The 22,951-nt window shown below is 33.7% G+C and carries 14 protein-coding genes; 3 read left to right on the top strand and 11 right to left on the bottom strand.

Annotation, left to right across the window (positions count from 1 at the left end):
* Positions 1–121: 121 nt before the first annotated feature.
* From A4F88_RS01665 to A4F88_RS01620, 11 genes are all read right to left on the bottom strand, one after another.
* Positions 122–616, bottom strand: coding sequence for a hypothetical protein (locus tag A4F88_RS01665; RefSeq protein ID WP_068840800.1), 495 nt, complete (start codon positions 614–616; stop codon positions 122–124).
* Between the two features lie 89 nt (positions 617–705).
* Positions 706–1,482, bottom strand: coding sequence for a hypothetical protein (locus A4F88_RS01660; protein WP_068840799.1), 777 nt, complete (start codon positions 1,480–1,482; stop codon positions 706–708).
* A 415-nt stretch (positions 1,483–1,897) separates the two neighbouring features.
* Positions 1,898–2,356, bottom strand: coding sequence for a contact-dependent growth inhibition system immunity protein (locus A4F88_RS01655; protein ID WP_068840798.1), 459 nt, complete (start codon positions 2,354–2,356; stop codon positions 1,898–1,900).
* A gap of 262 nt (positions 2,357–2,618) precedes the next feature.
* The gene (locus tag A4F88_RS01650) at positions 2,619–3,077 is read right to left on the bottom strand and encodes a hypothetical protein (RefSeq protein WP_068840797.1); all 459 of its coding nucleotides are present in this window, start codon (positions 3,075–3,077) and stop codon (positions 2,619–2,621) included.
* A 4-nt stretch (positions 3,078–3,081) separates the two neighbouring features.
* Entirely contained in the window at positions 3,082–3,255 is a 174-nt protein-coding gene (locus A4F88_RS25295) for a hypothetical protein (protein WP_156062645.1), read from the bottom strand.
* 649 nt (positions 3,256–3,904) lie between these two features.
* Positions 3,905–4,483: a hypothetical protein gene (locus tag A4F88_RS01645; RefSeq protein ID WP_068840796.1), complete on the bottom strand. Its 579-nt coding sequence runs from the start codon at positions 4,481–4,483 to the stop codon at positions 3,905–3,907.
* 48 nt (positions 4,484–4,531) lie between these two features.
* Positions 4,532–14,233: a SpvB/TcaC N-terminal domain-containing protein gene (locus tag A4F88_RS01640; RefSeq protein ID WP_068840795.1), complete on the bottom strand. Its 9,702-nt coding sequence runs from the start codon at positions 14,231–14,233 to the stop codon at positions 4,532–4,534.
* 42 nt (positions 14,234–14,275) lie between these two features.
* The gene (locus tag A4F88_RS01635; protein WP_068840794.1) at positions 14,276–16,240 is read right to left on the bottom strand and encodes a T9SS type A sorting domain-containing protein; all 1,965 of its coding nucleotides are present in this window, start codon (positions 16,238–16,240) and stop codon (positions 14,276–14,278) included.
* Between the two features lie 31 nt (positions 16,241–16,271).
* The gene (locus A4F88_RS01630) at positions 16,272–17,003 is read right to left on the bottom strand and encodes an outer membrane beta-barrel protein (RefSeq protein ID WP_068841430.1); all 732 of its coding nucleotides are present in this window, start codon (positions 17,001–17,003) and stop codon (positions 16,272–16,274) included.
* 14 nt (positions 17,004–17,017) lie between these two features.
* Entirely contained in the window at positions 17,018–17,716 is a 699-nt protein-coding gene (locus A4F88_RS01625) for an outer membrane beta-barrel protein (protein ID WP_068840793.1), read from the bottom strand.
* A gap of 323 nt (positions 17,717–18,039) precedes the next feature.
* Positions 18,040–19,737, bottom strand: coding sequence for an AraC family transcriptional regulator (locus A4F88_RS01620; protein ID WP_068840792.1), 1,698 nt, complete (start codon positions 19,735–19,737; stop codon positions 18,040–18,042).
* A 353-nt stretch (positions 19,738–20,090) separates the two neighbouring features.
* Here A4F88_RS01620 and A4F88_RS01615 point away from each other — a divergent pair, with 353 nt between their 5' ends.
* From A4F88_RS01615 to A4F88_RS01605, 3 genes are all read left to right on the top strand, one after another.
* Positions 20,091–20,801 carry a hypothetical protein gene (locus tag A4F88_RS01615; RefSeq protein WP_068840791.1) on the top strand — a complete coding sequence of 237 codons (711 nt, stop codon included), beginning with the start codon at positions 20,091–20,093 and terminating at the stop codon, positions 20,799–20,801.
* Between the two features lie 574 nt (positions 20,802–21,375).
* Complete coding sequence (locus A4F88_RS01610) at positions 21,376–21,999, top strand: helix-turn-helix domain-containing protein (RefSeq protein ID WP_162268776.1); 624 nt, start codon at positions 21,376–21,378, stop codon at positions 21,997–21,999.
* A 39-nt stretch (positions 22,000–22,038) separates the two neighbouring features.
* Positions 22,039–22,887, top strand: coding sequence for an RteC domain-containing protein (locus tag A4F88_RS01605; protein WP_068840789.1), 849 nt, complete (start codon positions 22,039–22,041; stop codon positions 22,885–22,887).
* The last annotated feature ends 64 nt before the right edge of the window (positions 22,888–22,951 follow it).

The raw sequence follows: 22,951 nt of genomic DNA, 5'->3' as shown, positions 1-22,951 counted from the left end.
TTTAAAATATTAGTTAATCCGATACAAACTCGTATTTAATTAGATACTCCTTTATTTTGTTGATTAATAATCAGGGATATAATTGTTGTTTCTAAATGTTAGTATTACATCCTGAAAGACCTTATTTTTTAAAGAGATAATTATACTGTAGACAATCTTTCCTTAAATATATATCTTTATTTGACCCAAAGTTGGTATAACAATATTTATCACATTTAAAGTCAAACTTAGCAATACCAACTAATTCATTATTTTTATAAAAAAGTAAAACATCTTGGTAACAATTTAAACATTTATAATCAGGATAATATCTTCCAGGATTTTGATCTGTAAAAAAAACATCTATCTTATCAGAAAAATCACTATCAATTTTTCTTTTTATAAATCCGAATTGAGAGAGTTTTTTATAATTAGTTTTATCTTTTTCTTTTACAAAATCAGAATAGTAAACCTCAAATCTTTCACTATTATCGGGTGGTCCAGGCAACATATAAAAATTACTATGATAGTATACTACTTTATCATAAAACGAATTATTATCCTTTGAACATCCCCAAAAAATAACATTCAATAATATATAGAGAATCTTGCTTCTGCGGAATAGTTTATTTTTCATTATTTAGATTTCGCTTTACTCTAAGCATATTAACAGTTTTTTGGACAAATAGTAAGTATATATCATGAATATAATATCTAATCAATTTTTTATCCTGGTAATTTTAAATTTTGAATTTTTAGTCCTTCTCTTTTATCTAAAGAATCAAAGTCTTCCATCTTTTTACAATTGTTTAAGTAAATTAATTCTAATTTCTTGTTGGAATTTAAAGCCTTTACGGATTTCAGATTCCTGCCATAATTAATTTTAATAGTTTTGAGGTTTTGCAGCTTTTCTATTCCATCCAAACTTTCAATATTCGTTAAGTTAAGTTCTAAATATTCTATACTCTTTAGTTCTCCTAATAAATCATTTAAAGATTTGCTTTTTGGATTGTAATACCAAACAATTAATGATTTTAAATTAGAACTACTATTTACTAGCTTTATTTTTTCATTCCATTTTAGAATAGAAACAGTTTCTAAATTAGTAAATTTTAAAAAATCTACATTCCCTTTCGACGTACCATTTATATACATTTCTTTAACTAAATACAAACTAGAAAAATAGACCGCATCAAGTTTTGCATCCATAAAAGAAACATTATAAAAATTTAAATGTCCTATTTTATGATTAAAAACAGATATATCTTCTATTAATGTTCCGTCATAGGATATTGTCTCGTAAAACATTTCTAAATGCTTATTAGGATCATATAATTCTGCCAAATAATCGTTATAACCTTTTGGATCATCCTTCTGTAAGAGTATTTCTAAATCACTTTTTTTTCTATTATTTTGTTCTAATTTATGCTCAATAAATTGATCAGACGTCACTTTTGTATAAGTATCTCCCTTAAACCAGCATTTGTATATATTAAAATTCATTTTTTATTATTTATTGTCTGTAAACCTTATAATTTACCGTCACAAATCAATTTTGGTTATCGAATTTTTATCAATATTTAGATTTCCTCTTACTCTAACATAATAGCTTTTTGTTTTGTCTTCTAAACTAATAGTATAGAGGGTATCCTCAGTATATCTGGTTATTTTCTTCTTATCCCCCATAATAGTTAAAACGGAATCTTTTGATACGCTCCACTTATTAATATCTGGATCTTGGATATCCCAAAAATATCTTCTTTTATTTTTTACTTTGTCAAAAGAATACTAATTGTCTTGTATACCACCGCAACAAGGCATTGTACTTTCGTAGTAACTAATTTTAGCGGTTACTTTATCAACAGCAGAGCCATTCCTAAATCTTCATACTGAGTAATATTTCCGTTGGAGTCATAGGTTATTTATACGAAACATTTAACATTTCTATTAACTTAATAATTAGTTCAGTTTTTGCAACACTACTAAAATCTATTTTAATTTCTGCATCCTGTACCAAGCACAGACCATCCTTCGGTCTATTAGGATCATAATATTTATAAGGAGAAATTATTAAGACATTACCATCCAAGGATACCTGACAGCTATTAGAATTTTTATATAAGGTAGTAAAAGACCTTTGCCCCATCTTAAGTAACTGATCTTTCTCCCAAGACGCCCATTCATTGTTTTTAGGTGTAGAAACCCCAGTTTTACTTTTACTTAAACACTCAAACAACTTTTTCTGGAACTCATCTATAGATACATCCAAAGGAAGTGTGTATATAGGATCATCAATAATTCCTAACCCGATATCGGAAGTCGATTCCGTGACTACGATATAATTTTTATTTGTTTTATAAATGGTACAACTTTTCATATTTATTTTACAATTCTAACATTAACTTTAACCGATTCGTTCAGATTTTTTTATCCTCACAAACCTTATTTTTTAAAGAGATATTTATACTGTAAATCATCCTTCTTGGAATATCTTTTTTTACCTGTATCAAAGCTTGTAAAGCAATATTTATTGCATTTAAAATCAAATTTTGCTGGACTAATTAACCTATTGTTTGTCGGCACGAAAAGAATTTTCGCGCGATTGTTGCCCATATCTAAGCCATCAGGTTATTAAATTTTTATTTATAAGAAACACTTAACATCTCGATTAATATTTTCATTACTTCAGTTTTATCTGTATTAATTAAATTTATCTGTATTGCCGCTTCTTTTACTGAACATAAACCACTTTTTGGTTTATTAGGCTCACAATATTGATCAGGCTGAATAGTTAAAATATCATTTTCTAAAGCTAAATTGCAACTATTAGAATTTTTGTACAGCGTTATAAAAGATTTCTGTCCCATCTTTTCTAAATCCCTTTTTTCAAACAGTGACCATTCATCTCTTTTTGGTGTATACACATCAGTTCTGCTATTATTTAAAGAATCAAATACTTTCTCTCTTAATTCTTCAATATTTGTTTCCACAGGAATAACATAAATAGGATTATCAATTATTCTAGCACCTATATCACATATTGATTGTGTAACTATTATATAATTTTTATTTGTTTTATAAATGGTACAACTTTTCATATTTTTATTTTACAATTCTAACATTAACTTTAACTCCAACTTGTTCTCCATATTTTACAGCAGCTTGTATTGCTTCTACTTGGGCAGCGGAAGCTCCTTTTGGATCACCCACTTCAAAGAAATAGTTAGGCTTTTTTTCTTTCAATGGATCAATATTCAGCCACAAACTAGTCTTCATATCCAAATACCTAGCTCCATAATAACTTAAATTCAATTCCTTTCCAAAAGCAATATATTCCTGTTTTTAAGTGAGTTTGTAGGATTCTATAAACAATAAGATTTATTCAAAATTATTTATAACCTTCTGTCCATAAAGTAACATCATAAAAATATTCATCAAAATCACCTTTATTTATTTGGTCTCAGATTTGGGTTTAAACCCTGCAATTTATTGCAGCACTTTAGTAATGCGAAAAAATATAAAATATTAGTTTAAAATTGATGAATATCATTTTTAAAAATTACTATTTAAGTTTTAAAATAGAGGGACTTTCAGTCCCTTGTCAAACAAACCTCTGCACTTTCAGTGCAGAGTGGTTTAGTTAGTATAAACATAATATAGATTTGACTATAAAAAAACTCATCATTAGTGACGAGTTTTTTGTTTGTAAATTTTTCTCTATATTTTTGTGTTTACGAGTAAGATGCCTGCGCTATCCAGCAGTTATCACTACTATAGATCGGTTCAAAGTTTACTTAACTTCTTCTCTAAAAGCTTAGAGTATTTTCTTTGGAAGTGTTTGGATTATTCGTTTTTACTTCATAAGATATTCTTCTATATCAAAACTGCTATTTTCTGGACGAGAAACTCACGCCAGCAAGAAGGGTCATGATTTCCAAAAGTCAGAAAGAGGATTTAAATCCAGTGAGATTTCCTTTTCCAATTGATAATCTATCTCCAAAGTTCCGTCTGAATTCATTTTATATGCATTCCTTTTATAACACTCTATGATAGTTTCAATCCATTTCTCAATAGAGTCATATACTGTCATCAATTCAGAAGATAAAGTAAGAGATGGGGAAAACAACAATAACATTCCTCTAGTTGAGCTTTTACTTGATAAATCAATTGAAACAGTATCCCCAGTTAATGACTGAATAAATGGTAATTTTTTATCATAGATTTTTAGTGTTTTTCTATCTAATAATAATAAGCTAAAAGCTGAACCTATATCAATAAAACTACCAAAAGAAAAAAAATATTCAAAAGTACCATCATACACTGAAGCTCCATTAACCCCTCCCCTCCATAAGTAAAGGTCTATAAGGTTTTTGTTAATCTCTAACTTCATTTTACCTAACTTATTTTCTATATCTTTTTCACTTTCTGACTCCTCGAAAATTTGAAGAATTGGATGATTTATTTCTTTTAAAATTTGATTTAAAATCGTTAATTTATTATTCATAACGTAGAAATTATTTATTATTTATTATTTATTATTTAATGAAAAAAATTAATAAGAGTATTGAGAACCGCCCGAAAAAATTGTTGATAAAATCCCAATAATTATTAATGTTACTAGAACTGGTTTGGACACTTTGGGTTCTGGAACTGAATCTGGAACTTTTTCAGGTTCTTTAGGAGGCTTAGGCACTAAGATAATATTAAATTTATCTCCTGTTTTCATATCATTTAAACGAACTAAACTCCCGAGATATCCACCATGAGACATATTTTCTGATGCAGGCACAGTATTAATCGCTGCATTTTTACCTCCCTCTTTTGTAGAAGCATAAGGATATTCATCTAAATGGTGTTCAGGAATTCTTAATCCATTATTTGCCACTCTTGCATCATTTCTTCGTTTTCGTGCATTGGTTCTATCTGAATCATAAGTTATTAATAACGGATTTCCTTTTTCAACTCCCATTTTATGGGTTTTATAAACATTTGGCCATGTTGCTTCAGGAATATATGCATTTACTATTTTATGCTTTACACGGTCAACCTGCTTCCCATTTGGATCAATATATCTTATAGGATTTTGATAACAATAGCCATAACTATTTAGATTCATATCATTAAACACACCACCATTATGCTGCCCATCTACATAAAATTGACTTTCCATTACAGGATTATAAACTGCCAACGGATCAACATTCAGCCATAAACTAGTTTTAGCATCATAGTACCTCGCCCCATAATAAGAAAGATTCGTTTCCCTATCCAACTCCTTTCCATTAAACAAATAAGGACTAGAAAAAGAAGAACTATGCTCTTCAAACAGAACTTCTCCAAAAGCAATATACTCCACATGCTGGCTTATACTTCCGTTTCGGGTTGTAATATACGAAGTACTTCCCAAATGATCCGGATGAAAATAAAAAATATCATTCTCCGGCAAACCAATTCCTGTAAATCCTTCTCCTGCTTTAACCGTTGTTGGTTCTACGGGTGGTCCAAATTGTACGGGTGGTCCCGGAACATCTCCGGGAGCATTAAAAATAGGATTTCTAGGCCAGCCTTCCGGTGGTTCCTGATTTTCTTCAACGGGTTTTATTACTTCACTTGGATATGGATCTCCTGTAAATTCTGGTGTTGCATAGATACCTTGTTGCGTTGGTGGTCCTGGAGGTACGCCTAAACTTTTCACATAATTGTCCAAGGCTTTTTGCTGTTCAGCAGTTCTTTTAGAATAGTTTACGCCACCTGCGGTAATACCCAAAGGCTGGGCAAAAGTTCCATTCCCTAGTTTACTTACTACACGTCCTGCTCCTTCAAAATAATGTTTAGTGAATTTTCCTTTACTGATAACAAAATAAGGAGAAACATAACCCGTATAATCATCGGTATGTACAATAGTAGCGGCAGTTTCGCCGTTAATGGCTACATTTTGAGAATCTCCTGAACTTTTAATAACCCTTTCTCCGTCAGCATCATAGGTAAATTGATAAATTCTTCCGTTATCATTGATTCCCATTAAATGATTTTCCTCGTCCCAGTTCATTTTTCTGAAACTTTTATCTTCAGTATAACTTGTAGGGTTTCCGTTGCCGTCGTAAATATATTCTCTCGGCTCAGCTTTACCGGACTCAGCAATTTTGTTTGGCGCATTAGGATGTAATGCGTTATCATAATTATAATCTAAAACATAACCTTTCTGCTCATTGTTTATTGTATGAACCAAATCTTTCTTGATAATATTGTGCATCTTGTTATAGCTCATATTCAGCTCATAACTTGCTTTGGTAAACTCACCCTGATAGGTAGCTTTTGCATATTTTAATCGGTAAAAATCATCATACTGATATTCATGGTTTGATGTTCCGCCTAAAGTATTGTTTACTACTGGAGCTATATTTTTAATACCTAAAACATTTCCGACCAAATCATAACTGTACGAGTTATTCATGACTTGTCTGGCACCGCTTTTAATTTGTAACTGCTGTAACCTTCTCATCACAGGATCATAAGTATAATTGGTTTCGGTATCGTTTCCGTATTTTAAATATTTGCGCTGCTCGAATTCATCATAACTCAACTGCTTGATGTAATCGTAAGTATGGTTTTCTTTTTTACCCTGCATGCTCTGCAGATTTCCCGCGCGGTTATAAGTATATTCTACTACTTCGCCGTCAGGATACGTCATTTTCTGGATTCTGTTCCAGGTATCATACTCGTACTGCGAAATATAGGTTTGAATATCTGTTGGCGTAATACGAAGCGTTCGAATTTCTTTTTCGATCTCGCCTAATTTTCCGTAAAAGAATTCCTGTCCGCCACTGGCATCCTGTACAAACCACAATCTGCCTCGACGCGCTGCTGTTCCATCGGCTTTGCCATAATTGTATTGTACATTATTTTGTGGGTTTTTAGGATATTTTATAGATTCTAGTCTATTAAAATTGTATTCATATTGAATAGATCCTCCATTTGGAACTGTATTTTTAATATCCTGAGTGATACGGGTGGTTAAGTTCCCTGCCAGATCATACTGCATAGTACTTGTTCCTGCATCAGGATGTGTAAGTTCAATACGTCGGCCCAGCCAGTCGTAACTGCTTTTGATAACATGATCCATTGCATCAGTAACCTTGACTATTTCTCCTAATGCACTAGTTTCAAACTTTGTAACTAGATCATTATGCATACTGGCTATATTCTGACCAGTTGCATCTGTGTACGTCTGACTGGTTTTATTTAAAGCATCCGTTTGTGTAGTGCGCAATACTGGCAGACCATCATAGTTTTCTAATGCAAAAGTGGTTGTGTTAGTACTTCCATCAGATAATGTCACTTTTATTGTACGTCCTGTTTCGTCATATTCTGTTTCAGTAGGTGTTACGCTTGATAATGCAGTGCTGAAATTATTATCAATAGAAGTAGTTGTTGTAGGATAATAACTTATAATGGGTCTTCCTAATCCATCATAAATTATTTTTCCAGATACAATCTGCGCTTCCTTATCAGCACTTCCTGCCTGTGTAAACAAACTGGCTGTTTTCTTAATCTGCAATGTCCTGTCGAGTCCATCTGTATAGGTATAAGTCTCAATATCTTTATCTAATTCCGGATCGTAGTTTCTGGTTTTAGCATACGGAACTTTTGCATCTGGGAAATATTCGTAAGCAATAGTATAGGGTTTGCCTGAAGCAATCTCATAAGGTGCTTTTATAGTTAATGGACGACCTTTAGCATCCAATGTATAAATCGTACTTTGATCATTACGATCAGTTGTTTTTAGTGGTACTCCAAAACGATAATCAAACTCTACTTTATTTTGGTATCCAAAAGCATCTTTGATCTCGGCTATATACTGATGATTTTCTCCATCAAATACATAATCCAATGTCATACGCTGTCCTTTTTGGTTTAATGGTCCTGTAATTTTCTGCAGGTTACCGTAAGTGTCATAGATAATATCGGTAACGGCAATTTTATCTGCTGTAGCGTAATTTTTGATCTGCGTAACTTCTGCCGTTGTAGTATTGATAGTTGTGGATCTTTTACGTTTTAAACCTTCCGTGGTAAACACTTCGAGTTGTTTTGCTATGCCACCGTAATATGGTGTGGTGCTTTCATAATAACTAATTTTAGCGGTTACTTTATCATTCGCAGTACCATTTCCTAAATCTTCATATTGAATGATATTTCCGTTGGCATCGTAGGTATTAAACGTATTGGTTTCCAGATAATCGCTGCCGCCTTCATATGTTTTTTGATTGGTATGAATCAATCCTACAAAAATACGTTTGGCATCGCACGAAGGTAAATTTAACTCTGCTACCGAAACACTTGCCTGAGTCGCTACATCTATAAAGCTATATTCGTTTTCTGACGCTTGGCGTATTTTGTCATTTTTATCTAATGTATAACCGTGCTTTAAAAGATTTTTTCTGAAATAATCCTGATTATAAAATTCCTGAACCGTTGTTGTGAAAACTGAATTATCAGCTGCGTCAATCTGCTGTTGAATTACTTTTCCGAAACCGTAAAATTCTCTCTCACGGCGGTCGTAGAAACCGTCTTCGTATGTGAATTTTGCAATTGTACGATCGATACCATCACCAGCATGCCCGTCAAATAAATCAACCGATTGTAAAACCCATTTTGCAGATGGATTCTCATAACTCGGTTTTACTAATGCATAATCAACGACATAGCTATTTCCAGCACCATTAGTGACGCTTTTTAATTTATTGGTTCTTTTGATGTTCGAGAGACGCACTTTCAAATTATTTTCGTCTGTAGATATAACATAATCGGTATTTCCATCTCCGTCAATATCCATAAAAGTAGCTTCGGAACGTGAAGTACTCCATCCTTTACTGGCTCCTAATGATGGCGTAAGGCGCAGCAACCAAATAGGAATGTCATAGGAATAACCTGCATTAAAACCATAACTCACACTTTTATTACGGTTCATTTCAGAATATGTTGGATAGATGATAGGTGTATCAAAAGATGCTCCTAAGTTTAAAGACACAATCATTTTATCCAGTACATACTCAATTTTATCAGGAAGCCCATCACCATTAATATCCATAAAAGATTTATTTCCGTCAGATGTGGATCGTGCATAATTGGCTCCCGCTGTAATAGATCCAGCATTAAAATTATATCCTAAACCAAGACTCCAATCAGTAGAAGTTCCTGCGTTGAGTCCGTTGTTATTCCAGTTTTCAGCAGCTAAAAAACCGTATCCAGTATTCAATAACACCGTTCCGGCATCAGTTATTTTATCTGGTAATCCGTCCCCGTTAATATCTGCGTGGATCATTTTTGATTTATCGGTTCCATAACCCTGAGAAGCACTTACAGACATCGTGTTTTTTGCTTTATCAGCTTCTTTATCAGCAGCAGATTGTGCTGCTATTCTATTTGCAGCTTCTTTTCCTATTACCAATACTCCTGCACTTTTTGCTTTACCATGACTGTAACCCCCTCCATAATTTGGTCCTTCGGCAGTTGTTTCGGCATGGCTGAAATTATCTCCCAAGCTGAATACTTCATCAGAAATACTTCCAACTGGTTTTGTCAATTGTACATTACTTCCTCTGATATAATCCGGGAAACCATCTCCATTAAAATCGCCCATGGTTTGCGTTACATACGAATCTCCGTCTATAGATTTACTAAAGCCCATATTGTTAGGCCCTGCACCAATTCCAGCTCCGATACTTTTACTTTTACTTTCGCTGATCATGTCCAGTGCCGATGTACTTCCTCCTTCTAATTTAGGCAAAGAGAAGTCTGTATAATCTGCAATATCATCTTCTCCAAGTCTTGATGTTCCTATTATTGCACCTTTTATATAAATTGATTCTTCTAAACCTTCCCATTTTGCTTTTGTATAAGATGGATTTAAAGACACAAAATAATTCTCTGAAACTTCATACCCTTTGCCATCATAATTTTCCGGATCGGTGTTATTAACATCGGGCTCTGTAGCATAAGCGTCAGATTGTTTTAGTTTGGTCTGATCTATAATATTCGAAGCGAGGGTTCCGTTAATTACAAACCCTCCCCAGTTTCTATGGTACAATCCTAAGGTTCTTTCATCAGGATTTAAAAGGCTGTAAACACCAAAATCATCTGTAACAGCATTCCATACAACATCATCTGTAAGATCTGTAACATCTTTTAAGTCTGTCACCTGAACCTGAATATTAAGTGCATTTGCTTTTGGATAATTTCTCAGAATATTTACAGACAGCGGATTTGAAACTGTAGTTTCTACCTGAATTGGAATTCCTGATGCTGCATCGGGATAAACTACTGCATTATCAAAAGCATTGATAACTTCAACCAATGTTCCCGATATAAGCTTGTAACGTTTACGTGCCAGAAGGATATTATTCTGCTTAGCTGAAAGTATTACTTCTCCATTATAACTATCAACTGGCCCCGGAGGAAAAGCAGATGCCAAAATCAAATCCTGAGGCAGTATATTCAGTTTCACTTTTCCGCTAACTGTTGAAGTAACACCTGGTATATTGTAATTTCCTTCTCTTTTATTATATAATAAATGATACACTTCCATTGGTACTTCTTCGACTGCTGTACCCGGGTAAGAAGGAATGGTAATAGTTGGAGCAAATGAAATGCTTTGCCAGTTGATATTTGTATTTGTTTCTAAAGACAATGTCACCTGCGTATCTGCCTCAAAAGCAGGGAGGTTGACAGACGCTAAATCAAAAGTCGCAACATCATTCGCCCAAAAGTTTTTTTGATACACGATTACGGGAGGATTCGTTTGCCCCAAATAGGTTTTGGTAATCATCAGTCGGATATGATCGGATGTAACCGGTTTATTCAATATTCCTTTAAAGGAAACAGTTCCCGCAACAGGAATTACTTTTGATGTGTTATTACTGCTAAAAAAATCTGTACTTGCTTTATAGGTTGACAACGAATATAAATTGGCATCTTTTAAAATTACAGGAACATTAAAATCGGTTGTAACTAAATTATTATTGCTATCTCTGTCGAACTGTTTTACTTGAGAATAAGTAATAATCGGATCCCAGATAACCGCATCAAAATTTCCGTCTTTAACAGCGCTTACCCTAAAATATAGGCGTTCTCCCTTTTCTACAGAAATACCGTTATTTTGTTTCGTTTTACTATCATGATCTTTTGCAATTATAGCCTCATCCCATAGTAATTGTGTTCCTTTTTGAAAATATAAACGTACTCCATCTGCTTTGTCATCTCCTGCATTGTTTACATATTCTGCACGTGCTTTAATTTGTTCGGGAGTAGTTTCTTTGATTAACTGGTATTCGTGCGAAACTGAAATTATTCCTTTTACAGGAGCTTCCCACATTCGAACTACATCATGCAGGGGATTTTGTTTTTCTATTTCTTCGATTGAAAGTGTTGTTGTTCCAGTTATTGTTACGTTTCCGCCACCTGCAACAGGTGATGGCGTTCCTAAACTGCTAGGTTTAAAAGTTGGAACTCCATTTACCAATCTATTGTAATAAACCTGTCCGTTACGAACATAATCAACTAGTCCGTCCCTGTTAAAATCCATAAAATAGATTTTTGTTTTACTGGTGGAACGTTCTTCATCGTATCCGATATTTCCGAATTTTAAATTCAAATCTACACCCCAATTAAACGAGGTAGATTTAGAATATCCAACATCACTAATGTTGATTTCCTGCATTTCTCCAAAAGAATTCTGACCGCTGGCAGATAAATTTTTTCGGTAAAAAACACCATTTTTATTTTTGAATACTTTATCAGGCAGTCCATCTCCATCAAGATCTTCCATGAGCACGGCTGTGTCTGATGTTCCCCATCCATTTCCACCGTGACCTCCCACTGTAAAAGGTTTCAGATTACCGGTCTGACCCACAAATCCAACTCCAATACGATAATTGATCCCAATATTAGATCCCTCAGAACTGCTCACTAAGGAATGATGTCCTGAAAATAAGATGTCATTAATCGAAGGAATTGCAGTGTTTACAAGATTATCAGAAGAGACATCCCATTTTAATTCCGGTCCAAACGGGTTGTATTTCCCTGAAGCATCACGAACATCATCAAAATAATCTAAGGTATTAGTGTAAAATAACTTTGATTCAGAGTCGTATTCTGAAATCGATTTTAATAAGGTTTTCTTAAATGCGCCTTCTTTATAGTTTAATTCGTAACTCCGAACCATATCGCTCTTGTAGCGGAGTTCTATTTTACGTAACAACTGATTATTGAGTTGTTTGAAACCTAATCGTGCCGAAACCTGCACATCCAGACGATTAGCTTCACCTAAATCTGAGTTTTTTACAAAAGTGACACTGTAGTTTCCTTTTTGGGAACCAAAGCCGGTGTAATATACTTTTTTAAGATACAGTTCTCCGTCTTTTTTATCGTATTCGTATTCAACGGTATTTCCTTTTAAATCGACCTGAAGACAAAGCGCCCAATGTCCGATATTTCCGGATGCATCCTGCAAAATTCCCGCAGTTGTAAGACCTGAAGCGGTTCCTCCGTAGTAACTGGCGACACCGCTTTTGTCTTTTATGACCCAATAATAGTTTTTAGGAGAGGATCCTTTACGGATAATCTGCTGAAAAGCACCTTCTCGTCGGGGATAAAACTGTTTGTCTGCAGTTCGGGCAGTCCAAGCCGCTCTGTGTGAATTCGGAATTAATTGTTCACCGGTAATGGTATATGTTTCGGTTTCATTGGTAGTGTCATATCTTGGTGCTCCCCAGCGGGTGTCGATACTTACTGCCGGTGTCGAAATATCCCAACCCATACCAGCCCAGCTGTGCCCGCCATCACTATCATATTGCAAATTAAGTGAAGGCTGCATGCCGCCTCTTCCGCCAGGAATTACTATAGAAAATCCGGTGCTCGCCGTTCCTCTTCCGTTTGCAGAAGGCGGTGCAATAGACTGAATTCCAACCAATGGACTCGCTGCTTTTAGATCTTTTATGCTTGTTGGCGTATAGCCTGAAGTTTCAGGAGATTCCGGCATTTTGATGATTCCGGCAATAAAGTCGGTAAAGTGAGTTGTTTTTGCCTTAATTATTCCTTGTTTTATATCTAATGAATCTTTGGTTACTTCCTGCCACAATCTTTTATTTTCATCAAAATAAAATACATTGATGTCTTTCTCGGTATATCCTTCGGGGATTGCTTTTTTATCAAACGGTAATGATAATGTCACAGTTTTATCAAAAATAGTTCCGTGTGGCAATAACCTAAAACCCGCATTTGTCGCAGTAACATTGACCATTGCAGAATTTAACGGAGCAATGTCTATTTTACGTAATCCGCTTACTGAAACTTTTACATTTGTTTTTAAGGCTCCTATTGGAAAATCGGCAGAGAAATCTTTATAATCTAATGTATTTACAGTTTCAAAATTGATGGTTTTAAAAATACTTTCTTTTGCATTTTCTAATGGTCTGTAGAAATCAACCTTTACAAACTGTCTTACTTCTAATTTTTCAGTTGCAATAATTCCGTTAGCCATTTCTTTGGTAACGGTAATTGATTTTTCTATTGCTGCAGCATCAAAAACCAATTCAAACTCGGGCTGGTTTAAATCTATAGCAATTCCGCCAATGCTCATTTTTTTTATCTGCGAAGGAAAATTAGTTCCTTTTACATAGAGTTTATCTGCTGATTTCAATAAGGTAAAATCAGTTTTTGGAAGTACCGATTTATAGACAATATGAACATTTTTAATTCGGTATGAATTTGCGACACCTTCAGGAGCAGTAAACAATAAAACGTTATCTCCTTGTCGTAATGATTTTTCTGAAAGCAGTTCCGATTGTTTGTTCCAGTTTTTATTTTGAGATAAAAATTGACCTCCAATACTGGGCTGATTATTTAAACTTCTTGAAATTGAAGCCGCCTGATCGTATCCGTATAAGTCGTATTCTAAATAAGCACTTTCAGTACTCAAAGGCAATTCGTCTACTTTAAGATGAAAAACGTTATCATAAGCATCATCCACATCAGAAGCATCGGCGACACCAATGATCCCTTCTGCAATATCTGCCGAAAATGATTTCGTATTTTTGATTTCATTTTTAATAATGCCTATTGAATCTGTTTTAGAAAGGACGGTTTCTTTTTCCGAAGTATTTTGAGAAAACAAAGAGTGGAAGTTATATCCTCCAAAATTGGCGGCAAACAAAAAAGAACCTATTAAAAATACCAGTATTATAATTTTATTTTTCATAAAGCAGGTTAATCGATTATGGGGAAATCGTTTATGTTTAAATTATTTCACAATAACTTTAAAAGTTTTAGTGCCAAATTCTGAACTAACAGATACCAGATACATTCCCGTTGAACTATTAATATTATCATCATACAAATAAGTTTCTATTTGTATGAACTGTTTTTGTTTTATAAGCGCTCCTGTTGGGGAGTAAATACTAATATTTGCATTTGTCTTGTGTGGAAATTGCATTGCCACAGAAAAATGTCCGTCTGTCGTTGGGTTTGGATATAAAATCAAAACGCTTGAATCTTTAATTTCTTTTCCGTCTGTTGTAATGGCAATTTTCGTGGCTGTTTTACATTCCTGATCATTCAGTAATCTTAGTTCGTAAGTACCTGGTTGATCTACCAAAATTTTAGGATTATTATCTATAAAATCACCTTCGTAAAACCATTGGTATTCGTAATTTCCTGCTGGCAATCCGGCGCTTGCGTCAAGCGTCAAAGCGTTTCCTTCTGTCAATAAATAATCCCGTTTCAAATTCGGAAATGTTCCTTGTTTATCAGCCACAAAAACGGTTTCGGAGTATAAATTTCCTTTTGCGTCCCGAACGATATAATCATAAGTTCCTGATGAAAGTTGTAATCCTGTAGTACTTTTTGCTGCCTGATTCCATTGTTTTACCACCACATCGCTTCCGTCTTTTTTAACGGTAACGGTAAAGGGAGCTTCTCCACCTTCAATGCTATAATTTAACTGACCGGATCCTGATACGCCACAAGTAGCTTCCGTTATCCAGACCCTGCTAAACATTTCCGGCGCGACTTTTAGGGTAAATTTGGCTTTGCCTGATTTTTGTTTGTCCCAGTTAAAATCTTTTAGAACCAATTTTTCTGTACTTGACGTGCTTGCCAAACGAACATATTCTGAATCTTTTTCGTCATAGGTTCCTTTACCGGAATAATCAACCAACAACCAGTAATAGGTATCTTTGGGTAAAGTGCCTTTTACAAAAGCAGGGTTAAAAGACCAGTCAATACTAAGGTCTGTTGGATTTGTAAAATCCAATTGCCATTGTCTTGTAATACCAATTGGCTCTCCTTGTTCCTGTTTTTTGACCAAGAGATTTTTTCCGTTATCACTCCAAAAAGCAAAGTAGTTATTGGGTATTGTACCCGATTTACTTTTCAGCTCCAGCGTCAACAATCCTTCTTCGATCATGTTGTTGCTCTTTAGCTGCAGTAATCCGCTGGCATCGTCTCTTCCAACTCCGGTAATTGAGGAATCAAAATTCTTATGATGGTCAATATCCCAAATAGTTTCTCCCTGACTGTTGAGGTAGTTTTTACTTTCAAATTGCGAGAGCGAAATTCCATATTTAATTCCGAGGTAACTGGCTACTTTCTGGGTTTCTTTGCCCGATAAAACCCTATTATAAACTAGAATTTCACTGATATTTCCCTTAAACTCTTCTGGAGGTAATTTCTCAAATTTAGACTTTTGCCCAATCGTGAGTGTCGATAACTTAGCAACACTATCCGTTACATTCTGCTGAAAAAAATGAATGTTGGCTTTATGCGGTTTTATTTTTTCAGGGTACGATTGATAGGAGTATTTTTTTAGATCAACCAAACGTTTATTGGTCGCTACAGAAAGTGTTTTTTGAGGATCGTTTATCGTCCATAAAAATTGCTCTTTCAAACTGTCTTTTACTTTGTAAACTATAAATAAGGTCTGACGTCTTTTACTTTCTATGCCCAATGGCAGGATCAGGGAATCCTGAGCAGTATCAAAAACAATACTTGGGTTAAAATTAAAAGCCGTTCCGGTCTGTTTTTTTCGGGATATTTTCCCTTCCTTTTTAGTGAGGCTTTCCCAGTAATAGGCATCTGCGTTGTTTCGGGTTTTAATCCAAAAAGATGGGTCTTCGACTGCTCCGGGCAATACCTTTTGCTGAGAAAAAACCAGGTTACTTGCCGATAAACTTATAAAAACCAATGCTGAAAAAAGCTTTCTATACATAATTCTCTATGTTTTAAAATGAAATCGACTCTTAGAAATTGGCCAGATCATCAAAGTCAAATGAGTAACCAATAATTAATGAAATACTATTGATTTTGTTTTTATTTTCGCTGTAACGATGCCCGTTTTCTTCAGTTGTTAAAGCATCTGTAAGACCTAAAGTGTAGCGGGCTCCAACGGAAAGATTCGAATTAAATTCGTAACCCAAAGAGAATATTCCAGAGAAATAATTTTTACCGGTAAGAGATTCTTTTAGTACTTTTTGCACATTGGCATCAGGTTCAAAATAAGTCCCTGAATCAGCAAATATCTCCTGGGCATTAGAAGTATATTTTATATTATCGCTCGCAATATTAAAACTAACGTATGGTCCAAAACCTACATACAGCCCTTCAACAGGATAGTATTTAAATTGTGCACCGACATTGATATAACTGTATCCAAAAGTCATTTTGTATTTTAATCCTTTGATATCTTCATAATTCAAATCTGTACTTTGTCCCGAATAGGATATTTCGGTCTGGATACTCACTTTGGCGTAAGGATATTTCCAATTAATGAAAACCCCTCCAGTTCCTCCAAATTTACCCTTTTCTTCTAAAGTATAGCCCTCATAGATACCTTTCGGTACTATCACATCGGGAAGATTTGACATTTTAGAATAAATACCGCCACCAAAAAGACCATATGTTATCTCTCTGTCACCTTGTGCAAACAGCGATTTTGTGCTTACTAATAGTAGTAGCAAAATAATTTTTTTCATGTTTTTTATTGAAATTACCATTGATGAAAACTGTAGCCTAAAGAAAAACTAAATACCCCACTTTTGTTTTGATTTTCGATAAACTGAAAAGAAGATGCATTACTTTTTACCACATCTTTTACCCCTAAATAATAGCGTAAATCGAAGTGAATACTTTGGTGCAATTCATAACCTAATGCAAAGCACAATGAAAAATCGTCTGCGCCGTCAAGACCATCCTGATAGAACTGCCTAGTGGCAACATCGTACATTCCGCCAGCTTCGTTAGATTTATAAGTAATATTGTTAGGAGATAAACTGATGCCGTAGAAAGCACCAAATCCTAAATTTAAACCTTCGTAGGGATATACTTTATATAAAGCTCCAATCTGCAAATAGGAATAATTTAATCCTAATTCAAATTCCTTGCCTGTAGTATCGTGATAATTGACAGTTTGAGAAGACTGTCTGAATAAAAGTTCCGGCTGAATGGCAACCCGTGTATCGTAAAGTTTGCAGTTTAAAAAGAAGCCACCTTCGATTCCGTAGCCACCTTTGCTTTCCATAACACTATTATCAAAAGTGTTATCCCTGCCTTTAATACTTTCGGGTAAATTACTGATTTTAGAATATATTCCTCCAAGTTTTAATCCGTAGGTGATATTAGTCTCATTTTGTGCATGAGCAGCGTTAAAAAAAGAACAAAATATTAATAAGTGTAATAGTACTTTCATTCACAATTTTTTTTGCGAATATATGTATTAATATTCAAAAAAATGATTTCAATAATCGATAAAACAGCAGATTAATCTGTTGAAGGCTATTTTTTGAGTTAAATAATAAAATGTGCTATAAAATTATGAATTCATCTATTTTTTAAGTTTAACAACTATAATAATGTAGGTAATTACTCTACAAGTAAGATGCTCTAATTGTTCTGTGAAAATATAATAAAGAAAATTCAACAATAAGTTTAATTATGTTTAAGAAGTTTCAATTTTAATGGTTTAAAAAGTTTTTAATAACTCCTAATTAAATTGCTTTATAGGATTTCAAATTAAAATCCTATATTTTCATCTATATCAGTCATTTCATCTTTTTTAATTTCCTGAATGAAAAAGGAAGCTGGCATTCCGGTTCTCGCAAAGAAAGCGTTGGTGAACCTTTGTGTACTGCTGAATCCCACTTCCTCAGCCAAAGCTTTATTGGAATACTTTCTAACCGCTTTATCATTTTGCAGTAGAGAAATTAAATAATCTACTTTGAGGTCATTAATGTAATCGACGAACTTTTTTCCTCTATAGTGGTAAATTATTTTTGACAGATACTTTGCATTTGTTCCAAAGACTACAGCTAATTTGTTAGAAGTCAAGTCTTTCTCAAGGAATTTATCATCCTTTTCAAATTTTTCCAACTGCTTCAACAGTGATTTTATTTTATCCTGATTTATATCAGCAATTACGCTGGTTATTTGTCTCTCTTCAACTCTGGCGGATTTACCTTTGGTCATTAGTTCTTCGTATTTTTGTCGATAAATACGCTTATTGTTAATATTCCTGTATAACAAAAAAACTAGTAAAAAAAATAAGAAGGCAATAACCAAACCCAGAATCAAATCATTGTGCTTTCTTCTGGCAAGAAGACTTTCTATACTTTGTTTATCTGCCAACAGCTTTTTGGTGTCATACTCTTTATGAATCTTGTTGGATAGATATCGATACCTGCTTTCTAATATCCTGTCTACTTTTAGTAACTTTTGTATGTAATAAAGCTGGTTATTTAGATCGTCTTTAGACTTATAGTAACTTATTATCAGCTCATAATTCTCACGTAGATCAGGCCGAATATAATTTTTAGCTTCAATAATCTGAATAACTTTTTTAAAGTAAGAAAACGCTGTTTCATGTTCATTCAACTGCCAATAACTTTTACCAATATAAAAATAACCAACAGCCTGGTTTGCAAAGTCCTTGTTTTCTTTTATAACAGCTAAAGAATAGTTGATTTGCTTGATAGCATCCCTATAATTTTTGAGCGCATATTGATTAATTCCTTCAGAATGAATAAAATAAGAATCCATTGTAGTGAGGCCCAACCTTTTTCCTTCTAACAAACCCTTTTTATTTGTTTCCGAACATAAGCCATAATTCCCAATTCTGTTGTAGCACAATCCAAGTGAATGAAGTGAGTTTAGATAACCTCTGGGATCTTCTTTTTCAAAAAAAGCAACACATTCCCGAAATAACGATATGGCTTCGTCATAAAAACCTAAATAATATTTTATATGGCCTATCGTATACTTTACTTTATGAATTAAATAATTGTCGTTGGTTTTTGAAATAAAATCATTTGCAATGAGGTAATTGTCCAATGCCAGATCATGTTGTTTCAATCCGTAGTAAACGATTCCTTTAGACAAATAAGCAGAACCGATAAGATTATTCTCTTTAGACTGCTTAGCACTGTATATCATGCTGTCGGCATAAATTAGTTTTAATTTATCGGGTGAATGATGGAGGTAATTTTTGTATCCATTGACTATTTCCTCGAAATTTTTTTCAGACTTCGATTTTAATAAAAACGATTTTAAATACAAGGACTGTTTGATAGTATCACCTTGTAATTGCTCAATCCTTTCATAAAGATAGTCATAATCTCTATTTAGAAGTGAGTCTGGAATTTTAAAGGCACTTTCTTGTGCTGTAATTTGATCTCCCAGGCATAGGAAAAAAACGAGTAGATATTTTTTAATCATAGGTTAAGGTAAAAGTGTATACTATTTTCTTGTAAGATAATTTCTAAAGAAATGGGTTTTGTCTTTCAGAAATGTTCTTGAGCAATTTTTCTAAAAAAAGAACATCAAATATAGTATAAACAATTGATAATGAGATGAATGTTTTTAAAAAATAGGGTGTTGATTTTCGGAAAATCAATATGCTATTTTCGGAAAATCAACAATACATGTTTTGTGAGATTGAAATCCAGCTTCTAGCTTTGTCCCGAATTCAAAGCAAAAATGTTTGGCATCGTGCTAAATAAAAGTTCTGCTTCCCGGGGAAATGAACTGGCGAAAAAAAAAGTAGCCGTTCACATTTAACAAATTTAATCATGAAAAATTTATCATTATGGGTACTTACCATTACAATTCTATCGATTTCCTGTACAAATGATTTTACAGCTGACAGCGAATTAGAAGAAATTAATTCCCTTGAGAGTTCAAGTTCTAAGCTGAGTAAATCCAATGTATCCAGTTTCGCTAAAAATTCACTTACTCTGCAAATCGATCAGCTGCTATCACAATTTTATGATCAAAGTAATTTCGATGCTGAATCAATTCTTTCGATTAATCAGGCGATTCATCCCACTGGCAATACAACAGTATCATTGGCTACGGGTAATTTAAACCTGACCAATTCATCAATCGATGTAATTAGAAATGTAGTAAACCAATCACAGGGACTATTTGAATTAAACGTCGATAATCCTTCTATGACAGTAGCAGGGAAATCCAGTCTGTCAAACTTTATTGAAAACATTATGCAATTCAATAATGGTGATTATGAAAGTATGCTCCAGTCAATAGCACTTTATCAATCTAACATTAACAATGATAATTCCTATACATCGGAAGATAAGTGTGTCATACTCGCTATATCTTCGATTGCAGGTTCTTCCCTTTTTTACGAAAAAAAGCGCGGGGATAAAGATTGGGACACAGCAGTTGGTAACAAGGTTGATGATTTTATTCCTACTGATCAAGTTACTTTTAAAACGGTGAGAATGGCTTTGCTGTCCGGAATTATTCAAAATAATTTATAAAAAGAAAAATCATGTATATATCACCAAAAAATGAAAAAAGGATCGTAACTATTTTTTGTGTGTTTCTAATCATTTTTAATCTTATCGAGCTTTATTTCATTTATGAGATGTCGAAGTTTGATGAAATGATCGGTTACCCATCCATAAATGAGATTAAAACCCGCAATATACGACCACTGTCTTTTCTGTTTTTTACAGATAATCTTGCCAATTTATTATTTGTGTCCGTTTCCTTGATGTGGATATTAATGTCCAATAGTTCGGTCAAGACTCATGATACAAAATGATCCAAAATTTTCTTCAGGGTTTATCATAGCAAATGTTTAAAATTAATGTTTTGATAAAAAAAAGTTTATTATACCGGAATTCAGACTTAAAGGTCTTTACGTTTGAAAGGTTTTCCTCGAAAGCTGCACTGGAACAATATTTTAATAGCAGTTACTTCATTATAATTTTGATAAATTCAGGATGTATAACCTTGCAGGCAAATCATGTGGAGTATTGTTTGTGTCCAAGTGAGCTGCTTGTAATACCGGTTAGAACTTCTTGCGTGATTGTATTGATGAGTGAAACAATGGAGATTTCCCTACTTTCTTTTACACCAGGCTTTATCTTTAAGAATACGATTCGAAAACCAAACATAGGTTTCTTTGAATTTTTTATTGCAAAATGTCCATCGAAAATAAATCTTAAGGATGAGGATTCTCTTTTACTGAATGATTTGTTCGCTTTGACAGGAAACAAAAGATACAAAACAAGTGAATATCCATTTTATAACGAAGTACTGTCCCTTAGTTTCAATCTTTTGTTGTACGTACTTGCTTCAATATACAGCAAAGATTCGTGTAATGTAAAAGAAAAACATACCAGAAAGGAAAAGCTGGTATTCCAATTTTTAGAACTCGTGGAGCTTCACTGTGCCCAGGAACATAGTGTTAAGTTTTATGCTGATGCATTATTAATAACAAAAGGACACCTTAGTAAAACCGTACAGCAGGTCACCAATAAGACCGTTAAGCAGTTTATCGAAGAGGCACTTATTTTGGAAGCTAAAATTTTACTTCAAAATGATGACTTGACCATTTTGCAGATTATTGAGGAATTACATTTTTGTAATTCCTCATCTTTTAGCAATTTTTTTAGAAAATCAACTTTCATGTCGCCCTCAGAGTATCGTTTAAGGCTAAGAACTGAGTGAGCCTAAGGGTGGAATTATTGTTTGCTTAATACTATTAATATGATACAATCCCCTTACAAAGACGTCCTTTACAGTATCGTAAAGAAAGAACAGGAAATCAGTTTGGAATCCGTGCATGTAATAGACGAGTCCTATCGTATGATTATTTTCCTGCAGGATTTATTATCAGGTATGAAAAAGCAAGTTTTGGAACATCATTTTAAAGAATCAAATGAAGAAATCGAATTCTTCAGAATTATTAAGCCACAAATACTTGGAAAATTGATTTACTATAATAAAGTTTACCGGATAGAAACATCCTGCCCGGTAAATGGAGGAAAAATGTATTATAAATATTTTTCCGGTGAGTTGCAGCATTTGAAAAATGAATACAAAGAACATATTTGCAATTCTGATTTTTATCGGTACTATCGGTCTGGGAGAACCGATAGAGACCATGATTTTTTTAAATTAGGAAGAATAAATCTAAACACTGGACTAAACAGTTTTATTTTTGAAGTTGATACACAATTTTCCACTTACTATGATTACAAAGTTTCCCGTATCATAGCTGATGAACTGCTCTACAATTACCTGATTATCAAAATTAATCCTGTAGATAAGCCGGATATAGTTTTGCAGAATGCTGAATCTACAAAAGATATTTTCTGGACAGAATCGAAAAATGCACTGATAGAATTGATTTATGCACTTTATACATCCGGGGCAATTTCTAATGGAAAAACTGGAATTCGCAAAATTAGCTTAATCTTTCAAATGGTGTTTCGTATCCAACTAGGGGATATTCACCATGCCTTTCACCGTATGAAAGAACGTGCAGGTGATCGCACCTTATTTTTAGACCAGCTCAAATCTTCTTTAGATCAGTATATGGATAAAGATTTATAATGGTCATACGTTATTTTAAGCTAAGGCAGTGTTAACAAAACACTGCCTTTTTTTATTGGACTTG

Origin of the sequence: Flavobacterium chilense, assembly GCF_001602525.1 — a bacterium.
Classification (GTDB): Bacteria; Bacteroidota; Bacteroidia; order Flavobacteriales; family Flavobacteriaceae; genus Flavobacterium; species Flavobacterium chilense.
The sequence above is the reverse complement of the archived record's forward strand: the minus strand, read 5'-3'. Positions and strand labels throughout refer to the sequence as shown.